This window comes from Klebsiella sp. GFKo11 (assembly GCF_056490265.1).
The window spans coordinates 3,349,279-3,363,749 of record NZ_CM151369.1 but is presented as its reverse complement, the minus strand read 5'-3'; the positions used below and the strand labels follow the sequence as shown (position 1 = coordinate 3,363,749).

The window sequence follows — 14,471 nt, the reverse complement described above, 5'->3', positions numbered from 1 at the left end:
GTATTCGCAAGGTTGGTTTCACTATGGAAAATGAACTGTACTTCATCGGCATTGATGTAGCCAAAGCTAAGCTCGATGTTGATATCCTGCGCCCTGATGGTCGGCATCGCGGTAAAAAATTCGAAAATACGCCCTCCGGACATGAAGCGCTTGTCCGCTGGCTTCGCAGCCATGATGTGAACCATGCCCATGTCTGCATGGAGTCCACCAGTACCTACATGGAAGAGGCTGCCGCGTATCTGAGTGATGCCGGTTATACCGTCTCCATTATCAACCCCGCCCTGAGTGCCGCCTTCGCCCGTAGTGAAGGGTTGCGCAGTAAAACCGACAAAGTCGATGCCCGTATGCTGGCGCACTTCTGCCGGGAGAAACGTCCGTCAGCATGGGAGGCACCGCACCCGACAGAGCGGGCCCTGAAAGCGCTGGTGTTACGGCATCAGGCGCTGACAGAGATGCAGACGCAGGAGAAAAACCGTCAGGAAACAGCCCCGGAGGTCCAGTTAGCGAGCATCGATGTGCTCCTGGAGTGCCTGAGTGCTGAACTGAAACGTATCGAAAAACAGATAAAAGACCTGACGGACAACGACCCGGATATGAAGCAACGGCGGAAGCTGCTGAACAGCATCCCGGGTATCGGCGAGAAAACGGCGGCGGTCCTGCTGGCGTATACGGGACTGAAGCTGAGGTTTGCCACAGCGCGGCAGTTCGCCGCGTATGCAGGGCTGACGCCGGTGCAGCATGAGTCAGGCAGTAGCGTGATGCGGGCAAGCCGGATGAGTAAAGCGGGTCCGGTTCAGTTGCGCAGAGCATTATATATGCCAGCAATATCAGCGCTGTATCACACGGCGTGGGGAAAAGCGTTCAGAAAGAGACTGGAAGGGAATGGCAAACGCGCGAAAGTTATCATAGGGGCGATGATGCGCAAGCTGGCGCAGGTGGCGTACGGAGTGCTGAAGTCAGGGGAGCCGTTCGATGCGTCACAACATGGAATAGCGGTAGCGTAGGGACGAAAAGACTGCGGGAATAGAAAAACAGCACCCAGAGGGTGCTGTCGGTGGTGTGTCTGTCATCCAGAAACCGGAGAGAGCCCCGCAACTAAAAATGGTTGCCGATGCTCACAGTATCTACCAAACCCCATCCCGCACGGACCCGTAGCCCGGGCAAGGCGCGTTAAGCGCCGCCCCCGGGGAAAACGCACAGAGTCGTTCAAAAGGCTACTTGCGCAACAGCCGCTGCAAGCGCGCCTGCCGCCAGTTCTTGATCCATTCGCCAAACACAAACAAGCGCAACCCTTTGACCACCAGCAGCGCCCCCCAGATAATCGCCACCCACGCGGACCAGTAGCTCTCGGAACCGGTGAGCCAGTTCAGCACTGCCAGCAGAGCGCAGACCACCACCGCCACCGTCAGCGATCGATAAAACCGACTCTCTCGCTCAACGCGCTCTTTAGCTTCTTCAATGCGTAAATCCAGCGACTCTTCATGCCCTGCAGATGAATCGCCGCTAATCTCGGCGACGTTCACTTCAAATACCGCCGCGAGAGCGCTCAGCGTTTCCAGACCTGGACGATCGCCGTTCTCAATACGCTGAATGGTCCGCACGCTGAGCCCGGTAAGTTCGGCAAGCTGCTCTTGTGACCAGGCGTGCTGCAAACGCAATTGTTTAACCTGATTATTGCTGTTCATCATTTCTATCTCCGGGTGAAAACCTGAGACGGAGTGTTATCTATAAGGTTGTCGGGCACCACGATCGGAACCCGACAGAGACACGACAGCAACCTGACAGCCGCGCGGTGCCTGGGTTTACGCGCTGGCGACCGCGTTTCCGTTCCACGGGCGCACGTTCATGCCGCGGAAAATCATCAACCATGCGGCGACAATCGCCACCATCAAAATCACAAACAGCGACCAGTGCGGCAGGTGGGTCAGAATGGTGCCAGTCAGCATCGGGTTAAAAGCCGCCCCCAGCCAGCCCAGTGATTGAGCAGAAAAGTAGCTGGCATTCATACCCGCCGGGGCGATGTTATCGATAAGCATATACTCGCCCGGCGCATATATGACTTCACCGAGTGTAAAGACCGCAGCTGAAACGCCCCACAGCAGCAGGCTATTACCAGAAATCACAAAGCCGCCAAGTCCAAGCACAAAGCACACCGTACCAAACGTCATTAGCGGACGAATATTGCGGGCGGTCAGGCGACGCCCAACCGCGTACTGTAGCGCCACTACCACGGCGGCGTTGACCGGCAGCACCACAGCAACCACTTTCTCGGCGAAATCGCTATCAGCAACGACCAGCACGTACTGGGAAATACAGGAAGCAAAAGAGCCGCCAACGAAGGAGGCCAGCAGGCCGGAAAGGGTAAACCACAGCAGCGCCCGGTCACGTAGCAGCACTGAAGGCGACCACTGGATGGCGTTATCATGAGCAATTGCCGCCGTTGTACGCTGTACAAACAGCTGAATGAATACCAGCGGCAGCGCCGCGCATCCCGCCGCCAGCCAGAAAGGCAGATTAATGCTGTGCATCACCAGCAGGGTGCCTATCGGCGGTCCAACGGTCCAGCCGATATTGAGAAAGGTATAGTTGAGCGAAAAAATCTGCGCCTTCTTTTCCGGCGACAGCACGTCGGCGAACCAGGCTTTCAGCACGGTAGAGAACACCGAGTAGGCGCAGTTAATCAGCGCGAAGAAAAACACGACCAGCGCAACGCTATTAACCAATGGGATCGCCACAAAGCCGCCAATAAACGCCAGTACGGCGATGGTCATATAACGCTTTTTGTCGAACTTATCGGCCAGGATACCAAAACCCATACTGAACAACACGCCGACGATCAATGCAGTCGACAGCGCATAGCCGATTTTATCTACCTCCAGTTGGTACTGGCGGGTGAGGTAGATAGTCATAAAAGGTAACGTTGCGCCACGACCAATAGTTAACAGCAATGACGAAGCCAGCAGCGCTGCGGTTGAGCGCCTGAGTGTCGGTATCATTTTTTCCTTGCCTGATGTGATGTTATTTTTGTTGTCCCGATCACAAATAGCACGCTAACCGAGGCTTGTATAGTTCCCTTCGGTGATGAAAAGGGCACCAGGGCCCTACCGAAATTAATGATCTATGCGTCGGGCGAATTATTCGGTACTTTGATTTTGTTCACAAAAATTCCAATAACAACCGAGGCAGGTTATGACGCGTAAAGACGGGCTGCTGGCATTGCTGGTGGTCGTGGTATGGGGGCTGAATTTCGTGGTGATCAAGATGGGGCTGCATAACATGCCGCCGCTGATGCTTGCCGGACTGCGTTTTTTATTGGTGGCGTTCCCTGCCTTGCTGTTTGTCGCCCGGCCGAAAATTCCGCTGCGCCTGCTGCTGGGCTATGGCCTGACGATAAGCTTCGGTCAGTTTGCCTTCCTGTTTTGCGCCATTAACCTCGGCATGCCTGCCGGGCTGGCATCGCTGGTGCTGCAAGCTCAGGCTTTCTTCACCATTATTCTCGGGGCATTTGTCTTCGGTGAACGGTTGCAGGGTAAACAGGTAGCGGGGATCGCACTGGCGATTTTTGGTGTGCTGGTGCTGGTGGAAGCCAGTCTTGGCGGCCAGCATGTGCCGTTGGTGGGTTTTATGCTGACGCTGGCGGCGGCGCTGAGCTGGGCCTGCGGCAATATTTTTAACAAGAAAATCATGTCGCACGAGAGCAGACCGCCGATTATGTCGCTGGTGGTGTGGAGCGCGCTGATCCCGGTGCTGCCGTTTATGCTGGCATCGTGGCTCCTCGACGGCCCTCAGGTGATGGCGGCAAGTCTGCTGCATATCGATCTGCTGACGATCCTCTCGCTGCTGTATCTGGCGTTTATCGCCACCATTGTTGGCTATGGGATCTGGGGTTCGCTACTCGGACGCTATGAAACCTGGCGCGTGGCGCCGCTGTCGCTGCTGGTGCCAGTGGTCGGAATGGCCAGCGCCGCGCTGCTGCTTGGCGAGACGCTAAACGGTCTGCAACTGCTGGGTGCGGTGCTAATTATGGCCGGGCTGTATATCAACGTGTTTGGCCTGCGGATCGTGCGTCCGGGCATGGCGTAATCTGAGGAAACAGTCGAATTTGTAAGCCGGATAAGGCGTTATCCGGCAAAACGGCGGTGACAGCTATATCTGGCTTGATACTTCTTTAATCGCTTTCCAGGCCAATTTTTTATGAATAAAGAATTTTACTGTCGTTGAGAAAGAACGGCTGTTGAGTAAAACCCTGCACCACAGCAACATTCCGGCAATAAGTATGATTATTTTTCCGTGAATATTATCTGCATGAAAAGATAGGCATAATGATGCTAAGAACAATAAACAGTTGATAAAAAACAGATATTTGAATGCAGTGACCGCCCATTTTCTGCCTTTAATTATTGATTTCATGGCAAAAATCACCACCAGTAAAACGATGAAGACCGGTGGGAACAGGATTGAGACCCAGATGGCTGGTGGAAGAACAAAGGCATAAAGTCCCATCTGAAATGGCAGCAAAAATGAAAAAAGTAATAACATCATTACCGCGACAACAGGAAGGGGATTTACCATCCTCTGTCTAAGCCATATTTCGTTAAGTGCGTGTTCTGTTACGTCAGTTGGATTGGGGGATTTAAAGTAACCAATTAACGCATTTAAATTTCGCCCTGTAATAAAATTAATCCATCTCATTGGGAACCCTGTTGAATCAGTAGGTTAGGCGGTGAATTTTTCTATTCATTATTATCAACTTGCACGCAGACTATTTTACAAACCGATCGGTAGGTTAAATAGCAAAAAAACTGCTCAAAGTACGCTATCGCTACAAATTCGGATTTAGCGATAAATTATCCTGCTATATCGTCGGTGGACGATAATGCTCACTTATATATGGGCGATAGTTTTCTGATCAGGACGTTGAGTGAAGTGGCGGGATGTGGTTTTCTTGTGCGCGGGGATAAAAAAAAGCCCCGTTGCCGGGGCTAAAAGGGATTTTACAGGCCTTGCTGGTTGTAATACGGCACGCCTAATTCATCTGATTTATCACTGCCCGAAGCCATGTGATTGAAATCAAACGGCGAATCATTATGTTCGGAAGGAATAATCATCGCATCCCGATTGTTGTGACGAACCGGAGTGGTGGTTTGCTCCGCGAAACTCTGGCTGGAGACCAGCGCCAATAGCACGATGGCGGCGGAAGCGAATAATTTCATGATTTCCTCAATACGTCTTTTTGCAGGCGATTAACAACAGTTATTTAGTGGAAGCAGGTACCGTGACTCGCCCGGTACATTGGTAATGCGATACTGGTGCGGCGGCACATCGAAATAGTTTTTGAAAGTCCGCGTCAGCGTTTGCTGCGATTCAAAGCCATAACGCTCGGCCAGATACAAAATCGGCTCGTTGCTTTGCTTGAGCTTCTGCGCAATTTCAGTCAGCTTACGGCTGCGGATATACTGGCCCAGCGAGTGACCGGTCTCTTTCTTAAACATTCTTTGCAGGTGCCACTTGGAGTAACCTGAGCGCTCTGAAACCTTCTCCAGCGACAGGGGCGATTCCAGGTTATCCTCAATCCACGACAAAATACTATGGATAGTGATGGCGTCGTTATTACGTCTGGACATCATCTTACCTCTTCTTATTACGGCAGAACTTTTTTGAGCAAATACTCAAGAGTGACCACTTCATCTGCCGACAGATTTTTTGTTAGTTCCTGGTGCAATTTCTGACCCACAACCTGATGACAATGCTCACAAAGGGCTGCGCCGTCTGCTGTTAGCTGCACCAGCACGCCGCGCTTGTCAGTGGGGTTGGGTAACCGTTCAATCCAGCCTTTACAGACCAGGCGGTCAAGCATGCGCGTCATTGCGCCTGGGTCGACCGAGAGCACGGTTTTCAGCTCAACGGGGGTAATACACACTTCGCAACGAATGGAACAGAGCACCCGAAACTGGGTGGACGTAATATCCATCGGTGAGAGGTAGTCGTTGAGCAGGCGATCTTTCTGCTGGTTAACCATCTGGATCAAGCGACCAAGGGGGATCATTTCGTTAAACAGGTCGCTCGTACTTTTCACAATGGTTGCCCAGGCAATGACTTAGTTGCTGGGGATATTATTGCCTAGGCAAATATAAGTCAAACTGATTGATTGGCCGATGCCACGATTTGCTAAAACGAATCGTTGTGACTCAGGTCACTCTATTTAACATTGCTGTCTTATGATTTTACTGATTGATGAATGCGTTCTGCGGGAAACTGGCAACAACCTGGCGGCAAACGATATACTCAGGGCGCGTCATTTTTTGATAATCCAACACTTACAGGACCTTAATTTTCTATGATGGATCTCTTTAAAGCGATAGGCCTGGGGCTGGTCGTGATCCTACCGCTAGCAAACCCGCTGACTACCGTGGCGCTATTCCTTGGCCTTGCCGGGAACATGAACAATGCCGAGCGTAACCGTCAGTCGCTGATGGCCTCTGTCTATGTGTTCGCTATTCTGATCGTGGCATGGTATGCCGGACAGGTGGTGATGAACACCTTCGGAATATCGATTCCTGGACTGCGTATTGCCGGGGGACTGATCGTCGCCTTTATCGGTTTCCGCATGCTGTTCCCACAGCAGAAAGCGCACCATTCGATGGAAGCCAAGCTGAAATCAGAAGAGCTGGAAGACGAACCGACGGCTAACATTGCTTTTGTCCCGCTGGCGATGCCAAGTACAGCAGGTCCGGGGACCATTGCGATGATCATCAGCTCTGCGTCGACGGTAAAGCACGGCGCTAACTTTCCTGATTGGGTGGTGATGGTGGCGCCGCCGGTGACGTTTGCGCTGGTCGGACTCATTCTGTGGGGCTGCCTGCGCAGCTCCGGGGCGATTATGCGTCTGGTGGGTAAGGGCGGCATCGAGGCTATCTCCCGCCTGATGGGCTTCCTGTTGGTCTGTATGGGCGTGCAGTTTATTATTAATGGCGTGCTGGAGATCGTCTCTACTTATCACGCCTGACGGAAGACGTAAAAAAATCTGCCTTCTTGAATTGCCCGGTGGCGGCTAGCGCCTTACCGGGCCTACAGATCTGCGCCGGATTTGGTTTTCGTAGGTCGGGTAAGGCGCCAGCCGCCACCCGACAAAAATGCGAGAACAGTAACCAAAACAGGCTGGACTCTAACCTTATGTCACACAGCAGGGGGTTCGGCACGATCTGAAGACGTAAAAAAGCCTGCCTTTCTAGCGATCGGCAGGCTTTTTTTACTCAAATAATCAGGAGTGATGTGGCTGCTGATCTTCCAGTGAGACCGGCCAGCGGCGGAAAATCATCACTGCCCACACCAGCGCCACGAGGGCTGGGATAGCGCCGACGTAACCAATCGACGCCATCGACAGATGGGTACTGACCTGGCTGCCGACCAGCGCGCCCGCGCCGATACCGATATTAAAGATCCCCGAGAATAGCGACATTGCCACGTCGGTGGCATCTGGTGCCAGCGCCAGCACTTTCACCTGCATTCCAAGGCCGATAATCATGATTGCCACGCCCCAGAAGACGCTGAGCAGCATCAGGTGATTGGCATTATGCGATGCCGGCAACAGCAGCAACAGACACGCCAACAGCAGGCCAATTGCGGCGTTAATCAAGCCGGATGCATGGCGGTTGCCGAGCTTACCAAACAGGATGCTGCCGACAATGCCCGCGCCGCCCAGGGTCAGCAGCAGCACGGTGGCAAAGTTACCGCTTAAACCGGCGACCGTCTGAATAAACGGTTCAATATAGCTGTAGGCGGTGTAGTGCGCGGTCACCACAATCACCGTCAGTAAATAAATGCTGAGCAGCGCCGGACGACGGAACAGTACCGGCAGACTTTTTAACGAACCGGAATGTTCGCTCGGCAGTTTTGGCAGCAGTTTAATCAGGCAAGCCATGGTTATCAGCGCGCCCACACCAATCACCAGGAAGGTGGTACGCCAGCCAAAATATTGCCCCACGATGCGCCCGATCGGGATACCAAAGACCATCGCCAGCGCGGTACCGGTGGCAATCAGGCTCAAGGCCTGAGCGCGTTTACCTGCAGGGGCCATACGGATAGCCAGCGCCGAGGTAATTGACCAGAACACCGCATGGGCGAAAGCGATGCCGATACGGCTGATGACCAGAACGTTAAAGTTCCATGCCAGAAACGACAGCACGTGGCTGGCAATAAACAGAATAAACAGGCCAACCAGCAGACGACGGCGCTCCATCTTGCTGGTCAACAGCATAAAGGGCAGCGACATCAGGCCGACGACCCAGGCGTAGATGGTCAGCATGATCCCGACCTGTGCCGTTTCCATGCCAAAACTGTCGGCGATATCCGACAGCAGGCCCACGGGCGCAAACTCGGTGGTATTAAAGATAAATGCCGCAATCGCAAGCGTGACTACGCGAAGCCACGCGACCTTGCGTGAAACCGTGTCTGTAATCATAAGTTCAGGGCTGGTTACTAAGAGGAAAGAAGTGGCACGATCTTAAAACGATTGCTGCTGAAAATACAATCATTTTGTGACGTGTGTCTCATTTTTGTTTTGGTAGGGTAAAAGGCGCTAACAGATTAATTTCTCTATAGAACGTGTGCATTTACTGCATTTATGTCATGTTATCGATAAGTAAAAAAAATGAAAGGGCAGAATAATGCAGGAAATTAACTTTTATCTGGTCGATGCGTTCAGCGACCACAACTTTGGCGGCAACGCGGCGGCAGTTTGCCCGCTCACCGAATGGTTGCCGGACGAAACGTTGTTGAAAATGGCTCAGCAGCACAATCAGTCGGAAACCGCGTTTTTTGTCCGCACTGATGAAGGATATGAGCTGCGTTGGTTTACCACCTTGCACGAAATTAATCTCTGTGGCCACGCGACGCTGGCGGCTTCGCACGTCATCTTTGAGTACCTCGACTATCCGTCATCGACGATTATCTTTAGTACCCGTTTCGTTGGCGAGCTTCGCGTGACGCGCAGCGGCGACTGGCTGACGCTGGATTTTCCAGCATGGGCGACGACGGTCATCGAACAGCCGCCAGCGGACCTGCTTGCCGGTCTGGGGCTAAGCGAAGCGCAGGAAGTACGCGTGGCTCGCGATTACCTGGTGATCTTACGCGATCGTCAGCAGGTAGAAGCGGTACAACCGGATATGCACCAGCTTCAGCGCCTGGGTAAAATGATTTGTATTAGCGCCGCAGATGATGAGTATGATTTTGTCAGCCGCTTCTTCTGCCCGGGGGAGTCGCTGTGGGAAGACCCGGTGACCGGCTCGACGCATAGCATGTTGATCCCGTATTGGGGCGAGAAGCTTGGTAAAACGGAGATGCAGGCGCGGCAGGTATCCGCTCGCGGCGGCGATCTACGCTGCCAGTGGCAGGGTGACCGGGTGCTGATTGGCGGCCAGGCGACAACCTATTTAATCGGCACCATAACGCTGCGCTAAATATACCCGTCATACTTCAAGCTGCAGATGTGTTGGCTGCGCTCGCTCACCCGAATCACTTACCAGAGTAAGCTCATCGGGATTCACTCTCTTGCCGCCTTCCTGCAACTCGAATTATTTAGGGTATAAGCGAATACGGGTGATGAAAATAATGCGGGATCGGCAAAAAAATTATGCCGATCCCGTGTCCGTAGGGGGTACGGGCAAAAGAGTGCTGCGTACTCAACGAAAAACCAGAGCCACTAGCGGGTCATACGACAACTGCTCTTATTTGATAATTACATTGGAAATATCACGATAGCGCCGATGCATAATGCCAGAATACGAATTAAGTACATCGGCACGGAGAATATCCAGAACTCCGGCAGCTTATATTTCCCCATTCCCAGAATCATCGCCGGCATACCGTCAATTGGCATATAGCCGCCGTTCCAGCCCGAAATGACCACCGCGATGGCGGCAGCGGTCGGGTTGAGGCCGAGGCTAGTACAGGCGGCGATAGCAATGGGCGCGAAGATATACACCGAACCCATGTTGGAGCCGGTAAATGTGGAACATGTACTGGTCAGCAGCGCAAAGATAAAAATAAACAGGAACGGCGAAACGTTAGCGCCGAGAACGCCTGCTACCGCATCACCCACCATCGCCGTAAAGCCGGTGCCGGCCAGCGCATCGGCGACGCCGATAACCCCCGCCATCATCAGAATAACCGGCGCGCCCATATGATCGCGCACCTCTTTGAAGTCGACGACGTTAATCATCATCACAAAAGCGGCGGCAAGACCCGGAACCACATAGGCGATATTACCCAACTGATTCATCAGCATCATACCGACAACGCTGATGGCAAATGCCCCCACGGTGCAGTACTCTTTCCACGCGGGCAGGCTGACGGCTTCCTCTTCCCGTACCGACATCGCTTCCTCAGACGCATCGGCAATCGGGTGATCGGGTAAAAAACGATACGAGATCAGGCACCAGGCCAGAAACGCCAGCGACATCACCAGATTCACCAGCGCGAATTTCACCATCGAAATTTCTGCGGTGAAACCCGCAGTTTGCAGCACCGTGGCGGTGACGCCAAACAGCAGCGCGACGTTAATCGGGATTAATGGATGGTTGGTTGCAAAACCCAACGGCATCATCAGCTTTGAGGTCGGCAGCTTTTTACTGTAGGGGATTGTCGAAACCAGCGACAGAATCAGCACGTAGTAGCCGGTTGAACCGGTACCCGCCAGGCTCGCGCCAATCATCACAATCACCAACAGCAGCGCATAGCTCTTGTAGCTGCCTTTATTGACCAGGCTGACCATTGAGGATTTCACGTTGCCGATGAGGCGCGTTTTCTGGAGCGCCGCCATCACCACCATAAACCCGGCGATCATAATCACACTTGAGTTCACAAACCCGGCAAAGGCCTGCTGAACGTTTGATAGCCCGGTCACCACCAGTAAAAGACAGGCGAGCAGCGGTGGTGCGCCAAAGGCCATCTTGTCCGACATGATCAACACGATCATCAGCACCAGGATGCCCAGCGCCAGAATCATTTCCATTGTCATTTTTCTATCTCCTTATTTACCCTTCCAGCATTTCGCGCGGCACCTTAAAGACCGCTTTGCGCACCGTTGCTGGCGCGTCAACCGCGCACAGCGCCTGATGGGGCTCGCCAGGCAAGAAGACTGCAAAATCACCTGCGTGCAGGGTGATGGCTACCGGATGCTGGCAATCACGGGCGATAAACAGATCCGGTTTGCGCTCTTCATCGCCATCGCATGCGACAGCCTGCATTCCTGCGTTAATCACCTCGCAGCCTGACAGCATCACCTGAATATCGGCCCATTGATGGTGATATTCGGTGTGGCGCTGTGCGGCAGGTTGGGTATGCGCCTCGCCGATACTGCAAAACCAGCCACAACCCTCCGGTTGCCAGCGTCCGTCTTCCCTGGCGCTTAGCGCCTGTAGCGAAGCGTCCGGGTGCGACAATATTTGCCACAGCGCGGGGGGAAGCCCTGCCAGCGGCAGGGCGTCAAGATTTCCGACGATCATCGGGCGGACTCCTTCACCCATTGCGGGGAAACGTGCACGTATTTAATCGCCTGGCGGAACCAGGTGTAGGCAATGTGCAGAGAACCGTCCGCGCCCTGTTTAATGCTCGGGTAGGAGAACTCGCGGTTACGTTTATCCAGCGAGTTATTGGTCATGCAGTAGCCGTCACCTTCATCGAGGTTACGCTGCCACGGCCAGGTTTTACCGCCATCGGCAGAGATAGCCACGGTCATCGGTGCGCGCGGTGCGCCCCAGAAAGCGGTACGGCCATTGGTGACTTCCGGCTCTTTGCGGCTGTTATCGCCATCGTCGATTTCATCGTAAAGCGACGCACGACGTTCCAGCGCACCGGCTGCGCTCATATGATTAAACACCAGCGCCAGTTCGCCGCTGGCAAGAGTGGTCACCTGGATCGAGGAGTTGTTGTTAGGCAGCTCGGTCGGCTCCGGTACTGACCAGCTTTCACCATTGTCTACCGACTGGCTGTAGTAGATGTTGTCGGCCCAGCGGCTGCGGAATAGTGCGACAAGTGTGCCGCTCGGCAGAGCGGTGATATTCATATGCACGCAGCCGAGGCTTTGCGGTACTTCGACGTCGCGCCAGGTTTTGCCCTGGTCGGAGGAAATTTTGACGGCGCTGATATCATCGTTACCAACCCATTTTTCGCCCGGCTGAGTGCGGCAATAAAACACTGGCAGCAGCCAGTTGCCGTTCTTCAGCACCGTAATTGGCTGGCGAATAAAAGTGCCGGGTTTATCGAGCAGGGTGGCTATTTCGCCCCAGGTCTGACCCAGGTCGGTAGACTGGCGATAGCGCACGATGGCGGTATCCTGGTTGCCAGAGATCTGCGCGGTCCACAGCAGCCACAGCACGTTATCCGGGGCCAGAAACAGCACTGGGTTCTGCTCGGAGCGGCTGGCGTCAGTGGACAGTTTCACCGCATTGCTCCACTGACGGCTTTCCGGGAGCAGTCGCGAGCCCCAAACGGAGATATCGGCAACGCCTTCCTGGGTACCGCCAAACCACACGCACATCAGCGAGCCGTCCGGCAGCGGCAGCAGGTTAGCTGCATGGTTTTGCGGGCAAGATGACGGCAGCATCGCGGTTTCCACATGCGCATCTTGTTCATGCTGACAAATCATCCCGTCACGAATTGCGGTTACTACAGACATATTCATACTCCATTATTATTCAGTAGGGTTTTATTTATTGAGCTGTAATGAGTCGTAAGCTTCATCCTGCTGCGAAGCCTTAATGATTTTTTTAGTGCGAACGATATTTAATGTTTCTACGGTCAGGGAGAAGAAAATAGCAAAATAGAGATATCCCTTCGCAATATGGACGTCCAGGCTATCGGCAACCAGTAATGCGCCGACCAGCAACAAAAAGGTTAATGCCAGCATTTTCATCGTCGGCGTATTATTGACAAAATCACCAATGGTTTTGGCGGCGAACATCATTATGCCCACGGCAATAATCACGGCGGTAATCATGATGAAAATATGTTGTGACAAACCGACAGCGGTGATCACAGAGTCCAGACTGAAGACAATATCCAGCAGCATGATCTGCACGATAGCGCCTGCCAGTGAGAGCTGCCGCTGGCTACCGCCGTGCGACTCTTCTTCCTGCATCAGTTCGCCGCGGATCTCCTGCAACGATTTGTAAATAAGGAAACAACCGCCAACAAATAAAATGATCGTGCGCACCGACACCACAAAATTTGCAATGGTAAACAGCGGAACCGTAATGTGTGCAAGCCAGGCAATCGACACCAGCAATAACACGCGCATTACCATCGCGCCACTTAATCCCAACTTACGGGCAATATTTTGCTGATGCGGCGGAAGTTTTGCCACCACCAGCGAGAGGAAAATAATATTATCGACCCCGAGAATAATTTCCAGAAAGGTGAGCGTAACCAGCGTCAACCATATATCTGGGTCAAGCATCCATATAAACATTAAAAATATCCCTTACGCTACGTAAGACATCGTATGCAATATTCTGAATATTGTCGGTGCTGGTCTATTTGTTCGTATATATCAGCACCGACAGTTTAATTAATTATTCCCGATATATTCAGGGAATATATCGAGCAATAACCTGTTTAATTTGCTCACACTGCGCTGGCGTAAAGCTGACCGCATAGCGGCTATCGCCAACTTCATGGCCCATCAGCTGCAGTGCTTTTTTCACTGCTGCCGGGGAGAACGCGACTTTATAAAGATCGGTACGTAGTCCTGTCACGCTCTCCTGAGCCAGACGGGAGCCGTCAACATCACCCGCTTTAAAGTTTGCCCAGATGGCGTTGATCTCTTTCGGCGCGACGTTGGCCAGCCCGGAAATACAGGCGGAACAGCCGTCAACGAAGCCCTGGTGGATCAGCGAGTCAGGACCGTTCAGCACGTCGAAATCGGCAATATCCTGCACCGCATCAAGGAAACCCTTCAGGCTTTCGTAGCTGCCAGCGCTATCTTTGACGCCGATAATGTTCGGATGTTTTGCCAGCGTGCGCGCTGTCTGCGGTTCGATGGTGTTGCCAGTACGCGCCGGAATGTTGTAGAGAAATACCGGAACGCTCAGGGCGTCAGCGATGGCGGTGTAGTGGCTGATAAGCTCATCCTGCTTGAGTGGCACAAACCACGGCGTGATCACCGAGACCGCATCGACGCCGAGCTTTTCAATCTGCTTACCTAAACGAATAGTTTCGCGAGTCGACACTTCTCCAATATGCGCCACCACGTGGGCGCGCCTGGCCACTTCTTCAACGCAGGCTTTGGCAACGGCGACTTTTTCCGCTTCATTCAGCACAAAAAACTCGCCGTTGGTACCACCGCAGAAAATACCGTTTCCTGCAGCAAGCTGACGTTGAACCTGCTGCTTCAGCGCCGGAATATTCACTGCGCCATCGGCGGTAAAAGGGGTCACAATGGCGGTCAGTACGCCAGTAATTGCATTGCTCAT

The 14,471-nt window shown here is 53.2% G+C and carries 16 protein-coding genes; 4 read left to right on the top strand and 12 right to left on the bottom strand.

Translation table 11 applies throughout. From position 1 onward, the window contains the following. The first annotated feature begins 23 nt into the window (after positions 1-23). Positions 24-1,004, top strand: coding sequence for an IS110 family RNA-guided transposase (locus AC07P6_RS16365; RefSeq protein ID WP_434663922.1), 981 nt, complete (start codon positions 24-26; stop codon positions 1,002-1,004). 210 nt (positions 1,005-1,214) lie between these two features. On the opposite strand, the gene AC07P6_RS16360 is transcribed toward AC07P6_RS16365, so the two are convergent. Together AC07P6_RS16360 and ydeE are read right to left on the bottom strand one after the other, a co-directional pair. Further along, the gene (locus AC07P6_RS16360) at positions 1,215-1,685 is read right to left on the bottom strand and encodes a helix-turn-helix domain-containing protein (protein ID WP_478317026.1); all 471 of its coding nucleotides are present in this window, start codon (positions 1,683-1,685) and stop codon (positions 1,215-1,217) included. 117 nt (positions 1,686-1,802) lie between these two features. Beyond that, positions 1,803-2,996, bottom strand: coding sequence for an efflux MFS transporter YdeE (ydeE, locus tag AC07P6_RS16355; RefSeq protein ID WP_478313720.1), 1,194 nt, complete (start codon positions 2,994-2,996; stop codon positions 1,803-1,805). A 193-nt stretch (positions 2,997-3,189) separates the two neighbouring features. On the opposite strand from ydeE, the gene eamA reads away from it, so the two are divergent. Then, positions 3,190-4,083 carry an O-acetylserine/cysteine exporter gene (eamA, locus tag AC07P6_RS16350; RefSeq protein ID WP_434663581.1) on the top strand — a complete coding sequence of 298 codons (894 nt, stop codon included), beginning with the start codon at positions 3,190-3,192 and terminating at the stop codon, positions 4,081-4,083. 63 nt (positions 4,084-4,146) lie between these two features. On the opposite strand, the gene AC07P6_RS16345 is transcribed toward eamA, so the two are convergent. The 4 genes from AC07P6_RS16345 to marR all read right to left on the bottom strand — a co-directional run bounded on the left by AC07P6_RS16345 (position 4,147) and on the right by marR (position 6,076). After that, on the bottom strand, positions 4,147-4,692 hold the full coding sequence (locus AC07P6_RS16345) for a hypothetical protein (protein ID WP_434663583.1): 546 nt from the start codon (positions 4,690-4,692) through the stop codon (positions 4,147-4,149). Between the two features lie 302 nt (positions 4,693-4,994). Next, complete coding sequence (gene marB, locus AC07P6_RS16340) at positions 4,995-5,213, bottom strand: multiple antibiotic resistance protein MarB (RefSeq protein ID WP_112214277.1); 219 nt, start codon at positions 5,211-5,213, stop codon at positions 4,995-4,997. Between the two features lie 30 nt (positions 5,214-5,243). Further along, positions 5,244-5,624, bottom strand: a complete 381-nt coding sequence (gene marA / locus AC07P6_RS16335) for an MDR efflux pump AcrAB transcriptional activator MarA (protein ID WP_004102351.1) — start codon at positions 5,622-5,624, stop codon at positions 5,244-5,246. Between the two features lie 17 nt (positions 5,625-5,641). Beyond that, positions 5,642-6,076, bottom strand: coding sequence for a multiple antibiotic resistance transcriptional regulator MarR (gene marR, locus AC07P6_RS16330; RefSeq protein ID WP_110274127.1), 435 nt, complete (start codon positions 6,074-6,076; stop codon positions 5,642-5,644). A 261-nt stretch (positions 6,077-6,337) separates the two neighbouring features. On the opposite strand from marR, the gene AC07P6_RS16325 reads away from it, so the two are divergent. Continuing rightward, complete coding sequence (locus AC07P6_RS16325; RefSeq protein WP_110274128.1) at positions 6,338-7,006, top strand: MarC family NAAT transporter; 669 nt, start codon at positions 6,338-6,340, stop codon at positions 7,004-7,006. Positions 7,007-7,261: 255 nt separating this feature from the next. On the opposite strand, the gene AC07P6_RS16320 is transcribed toward AC07P6_RS16325, so the two are convergent. Next, positions 7,262-8,461, bottom strand: a complete 1,200-nt coding sequence (locus AC07P6_RS16320; RefSeq protein WP_112214275.1) for a sugar transporter — start codon at positions 8,459-8,461, stop codon at positions 7,262-7,264. A gap of 205 nt (positions 8,462-8,666) precedes the next feature. Here AC07P6_RS16320 and AC07P6_RS16315 point away from each other — a divergent pair, with 205 nt between their 5' ends. Continuing rightward, the gene (locus AC07P6_RS16315) at positions 8,667-9,458 is read left to right on the top strand and encodes a PhzF family phenazine biosynthesis protein (RefSeq protein WP_478313718.1); all 792 of its coding nucleotides are present in this window, start codon (positions 8,667-8,669) and stop codon (positions 9,456-9,458) included. Positions 9,459-9,736: 278 nt separating this feature from the next. Here the strand turns inward: AC07P6_RS16315 and AC07P6_RS16310 are convergent, their stop codons facing one another. The 5 genes from AC07P6_RS16310 to AC07P6_RS16290 form a co-directional block, all read right to left on the bottom strand. Then, positions 9,737-11,017, bottom strand: coding sequence for an SLC13 family permease (locus AC07P6_RS16310; RefSeq protein WP_478313716.1), 1,281 nt, complete (start codon positions 11,015-11,017; stop codon positions 9,737-9,739). 16 nt (positions 11,018-11,033) lie between these two features. Beyond that, on the bottom strand, positions 11,034-11,504 hold the full coding sequence (locus AC07P6_RS16305) for a NanQ anomerase/TabA/YiaL family protein (RefSeq protein WP_478313714.1): 471 nt from the start codon (positions 11,502-11,504) through the stop codon (positions 11,034-11,036). Continuing rightward, complete coding sequence (locus AC07P6_RS16300) at positions 11,501-12,676, bottom strand: sialidase family protein (RefSeq protein ID WP_478313712.1); 1,176 nt, start codon at positions 12,674-12,676, stop codon at positions 11,501-11,503. The genes AC07P6_RS16305 and AC07P6_RS16300 overlap by 4 nt, the downstream gene beginning before the upstream one ends. Before the next feature lie 30 nt (positions 12,677-12,706). Then, entirely contained in the window at positions 12,707-13,468 is a 762-nt protein-coding gene (locus AC07P6_RS16295; protein ID WP_434663590.1) for a TerC family protein, read from the bottom strand. Positions 13,469-13,586: 118 nt separating this feature from the next. Beyond that, complete coding sequence (locus tag AC07P6_RS16290) at positions 13,587-14,471, bottom strand: dihydrodipicolinate synthase family protein (RefSeq protein WP_478313710.1); 885 nt, start codon at positions 14,469-14,471, stop codon at positions 13,587-13,589.

Excerpts from the sequence above, each read along its gene's own strand:
- AC07P6_RS16320 (WP_112214275.1), bottom strand. The coding sequence starts at position 8,461 with ATGATTACAGACACGGTTTCACGCAAGGTCGCGTGGCTTCGCGTAGTC.
- AC07P6_RS16300 (WP_478313712.1), bottom strand. The coding sequence starts at position 12,676 with ATGTCTGTAGTAACCGCAATTCGTGACGGGATGATTTGTCAGCATGAA.
- AC07P6_RS16290 (WP_478313710.1), bottom strand. The coding sequence starts at position 14,471 with ATGAGCAATGCAATTACTGGCGTACTGACCGCCATTGTGACCCCTTTT.
- AC07P6_RS16305 (WP_478313714.1), bottom strand. The coding sequence starts at position 11,504 with ATGATCGTCGGAAATCTTGACGCCCTGCCGCTGGCAGGGCTTCCCCCC.
- marA (WP_004102351.1), bottom strand. The coding sequence starts at position 5,624 with ATGTCCAGACGTAATAACGACGCCATCACTATCCATAGTATTTTGTCG.
- eamA (WP_434663581.1), top strand. The coding sequence starts at position 3,190 with ATGACGCGTAAAGACGGGCTGCTGGCATTGCTGGTGGTCGTGGTATGG.
- AC07P6_RS16310 (WP_478313716.1), bottom strand. The coding sequence starts at position 11,017 with ATGACAATGGAAATGATTCTGGCGCTGGGCATCCTGGTGCTGATGATC.
- AC07P6_RS16325 (WP_110274128.1), top strand. The coding sequence starts at position 6,338 with ATGATGGATCTCTTTAAAGCGATAGGCCTGGGGCTGGTCGTGATCCTA.
- AC07P6_RS16295 (WP_434663590.1), bottom strand. The coding sequence starts at position 13,468 with ATGTTTATATGGATGCTTGACCCAGATATATGGTTGACGCTGGTTACG.
- AC07P6_RS16345 (WP_434663583.1), bottom strand. The coding sequence starts at position 4,692 with ATGAGATGGATTAATTTTATTACAGGGCGAAATTTAAATGCGTTAATT.
- AC07P6_RS16360 (WP_478317026.1), bottom strand. The coding sequence starts at position 1,685 with ATGAACAGCAATAATCAGGTTAAACAATTGCGTTTGCAGCACGCCTGG.
- AC07P6_RS16365 (WP_434663922.1), top strand. The coding sequence starts at position 24 with ATGGAAAATGAACTGTACTTCATCGGCATTGATGTAGCCAAAGCTAAG.
- AC07P6_RS16315 (WP_478313718.1), top strand. The coding sequence starts at position 8,667 with ATGCAGGAAATTAACTTTTATCTGGTCGATGCGTTCAGCGACCACAAC.
- marB (WP_112214277.1), bottom strand. The coding sequence starts at position 5,213 with ATGAAATTATTCGCTTCCGCCGCCATCGTGCTATTGGCGCTGGTCTCC.
- ydeE (WP_478313720.1), bottom strand. The coding sequence starts at position 2,996 with ATGATACCGACACTCAGGCGCTCAACCGCAGCGCTGCTGGCTTCGTCA.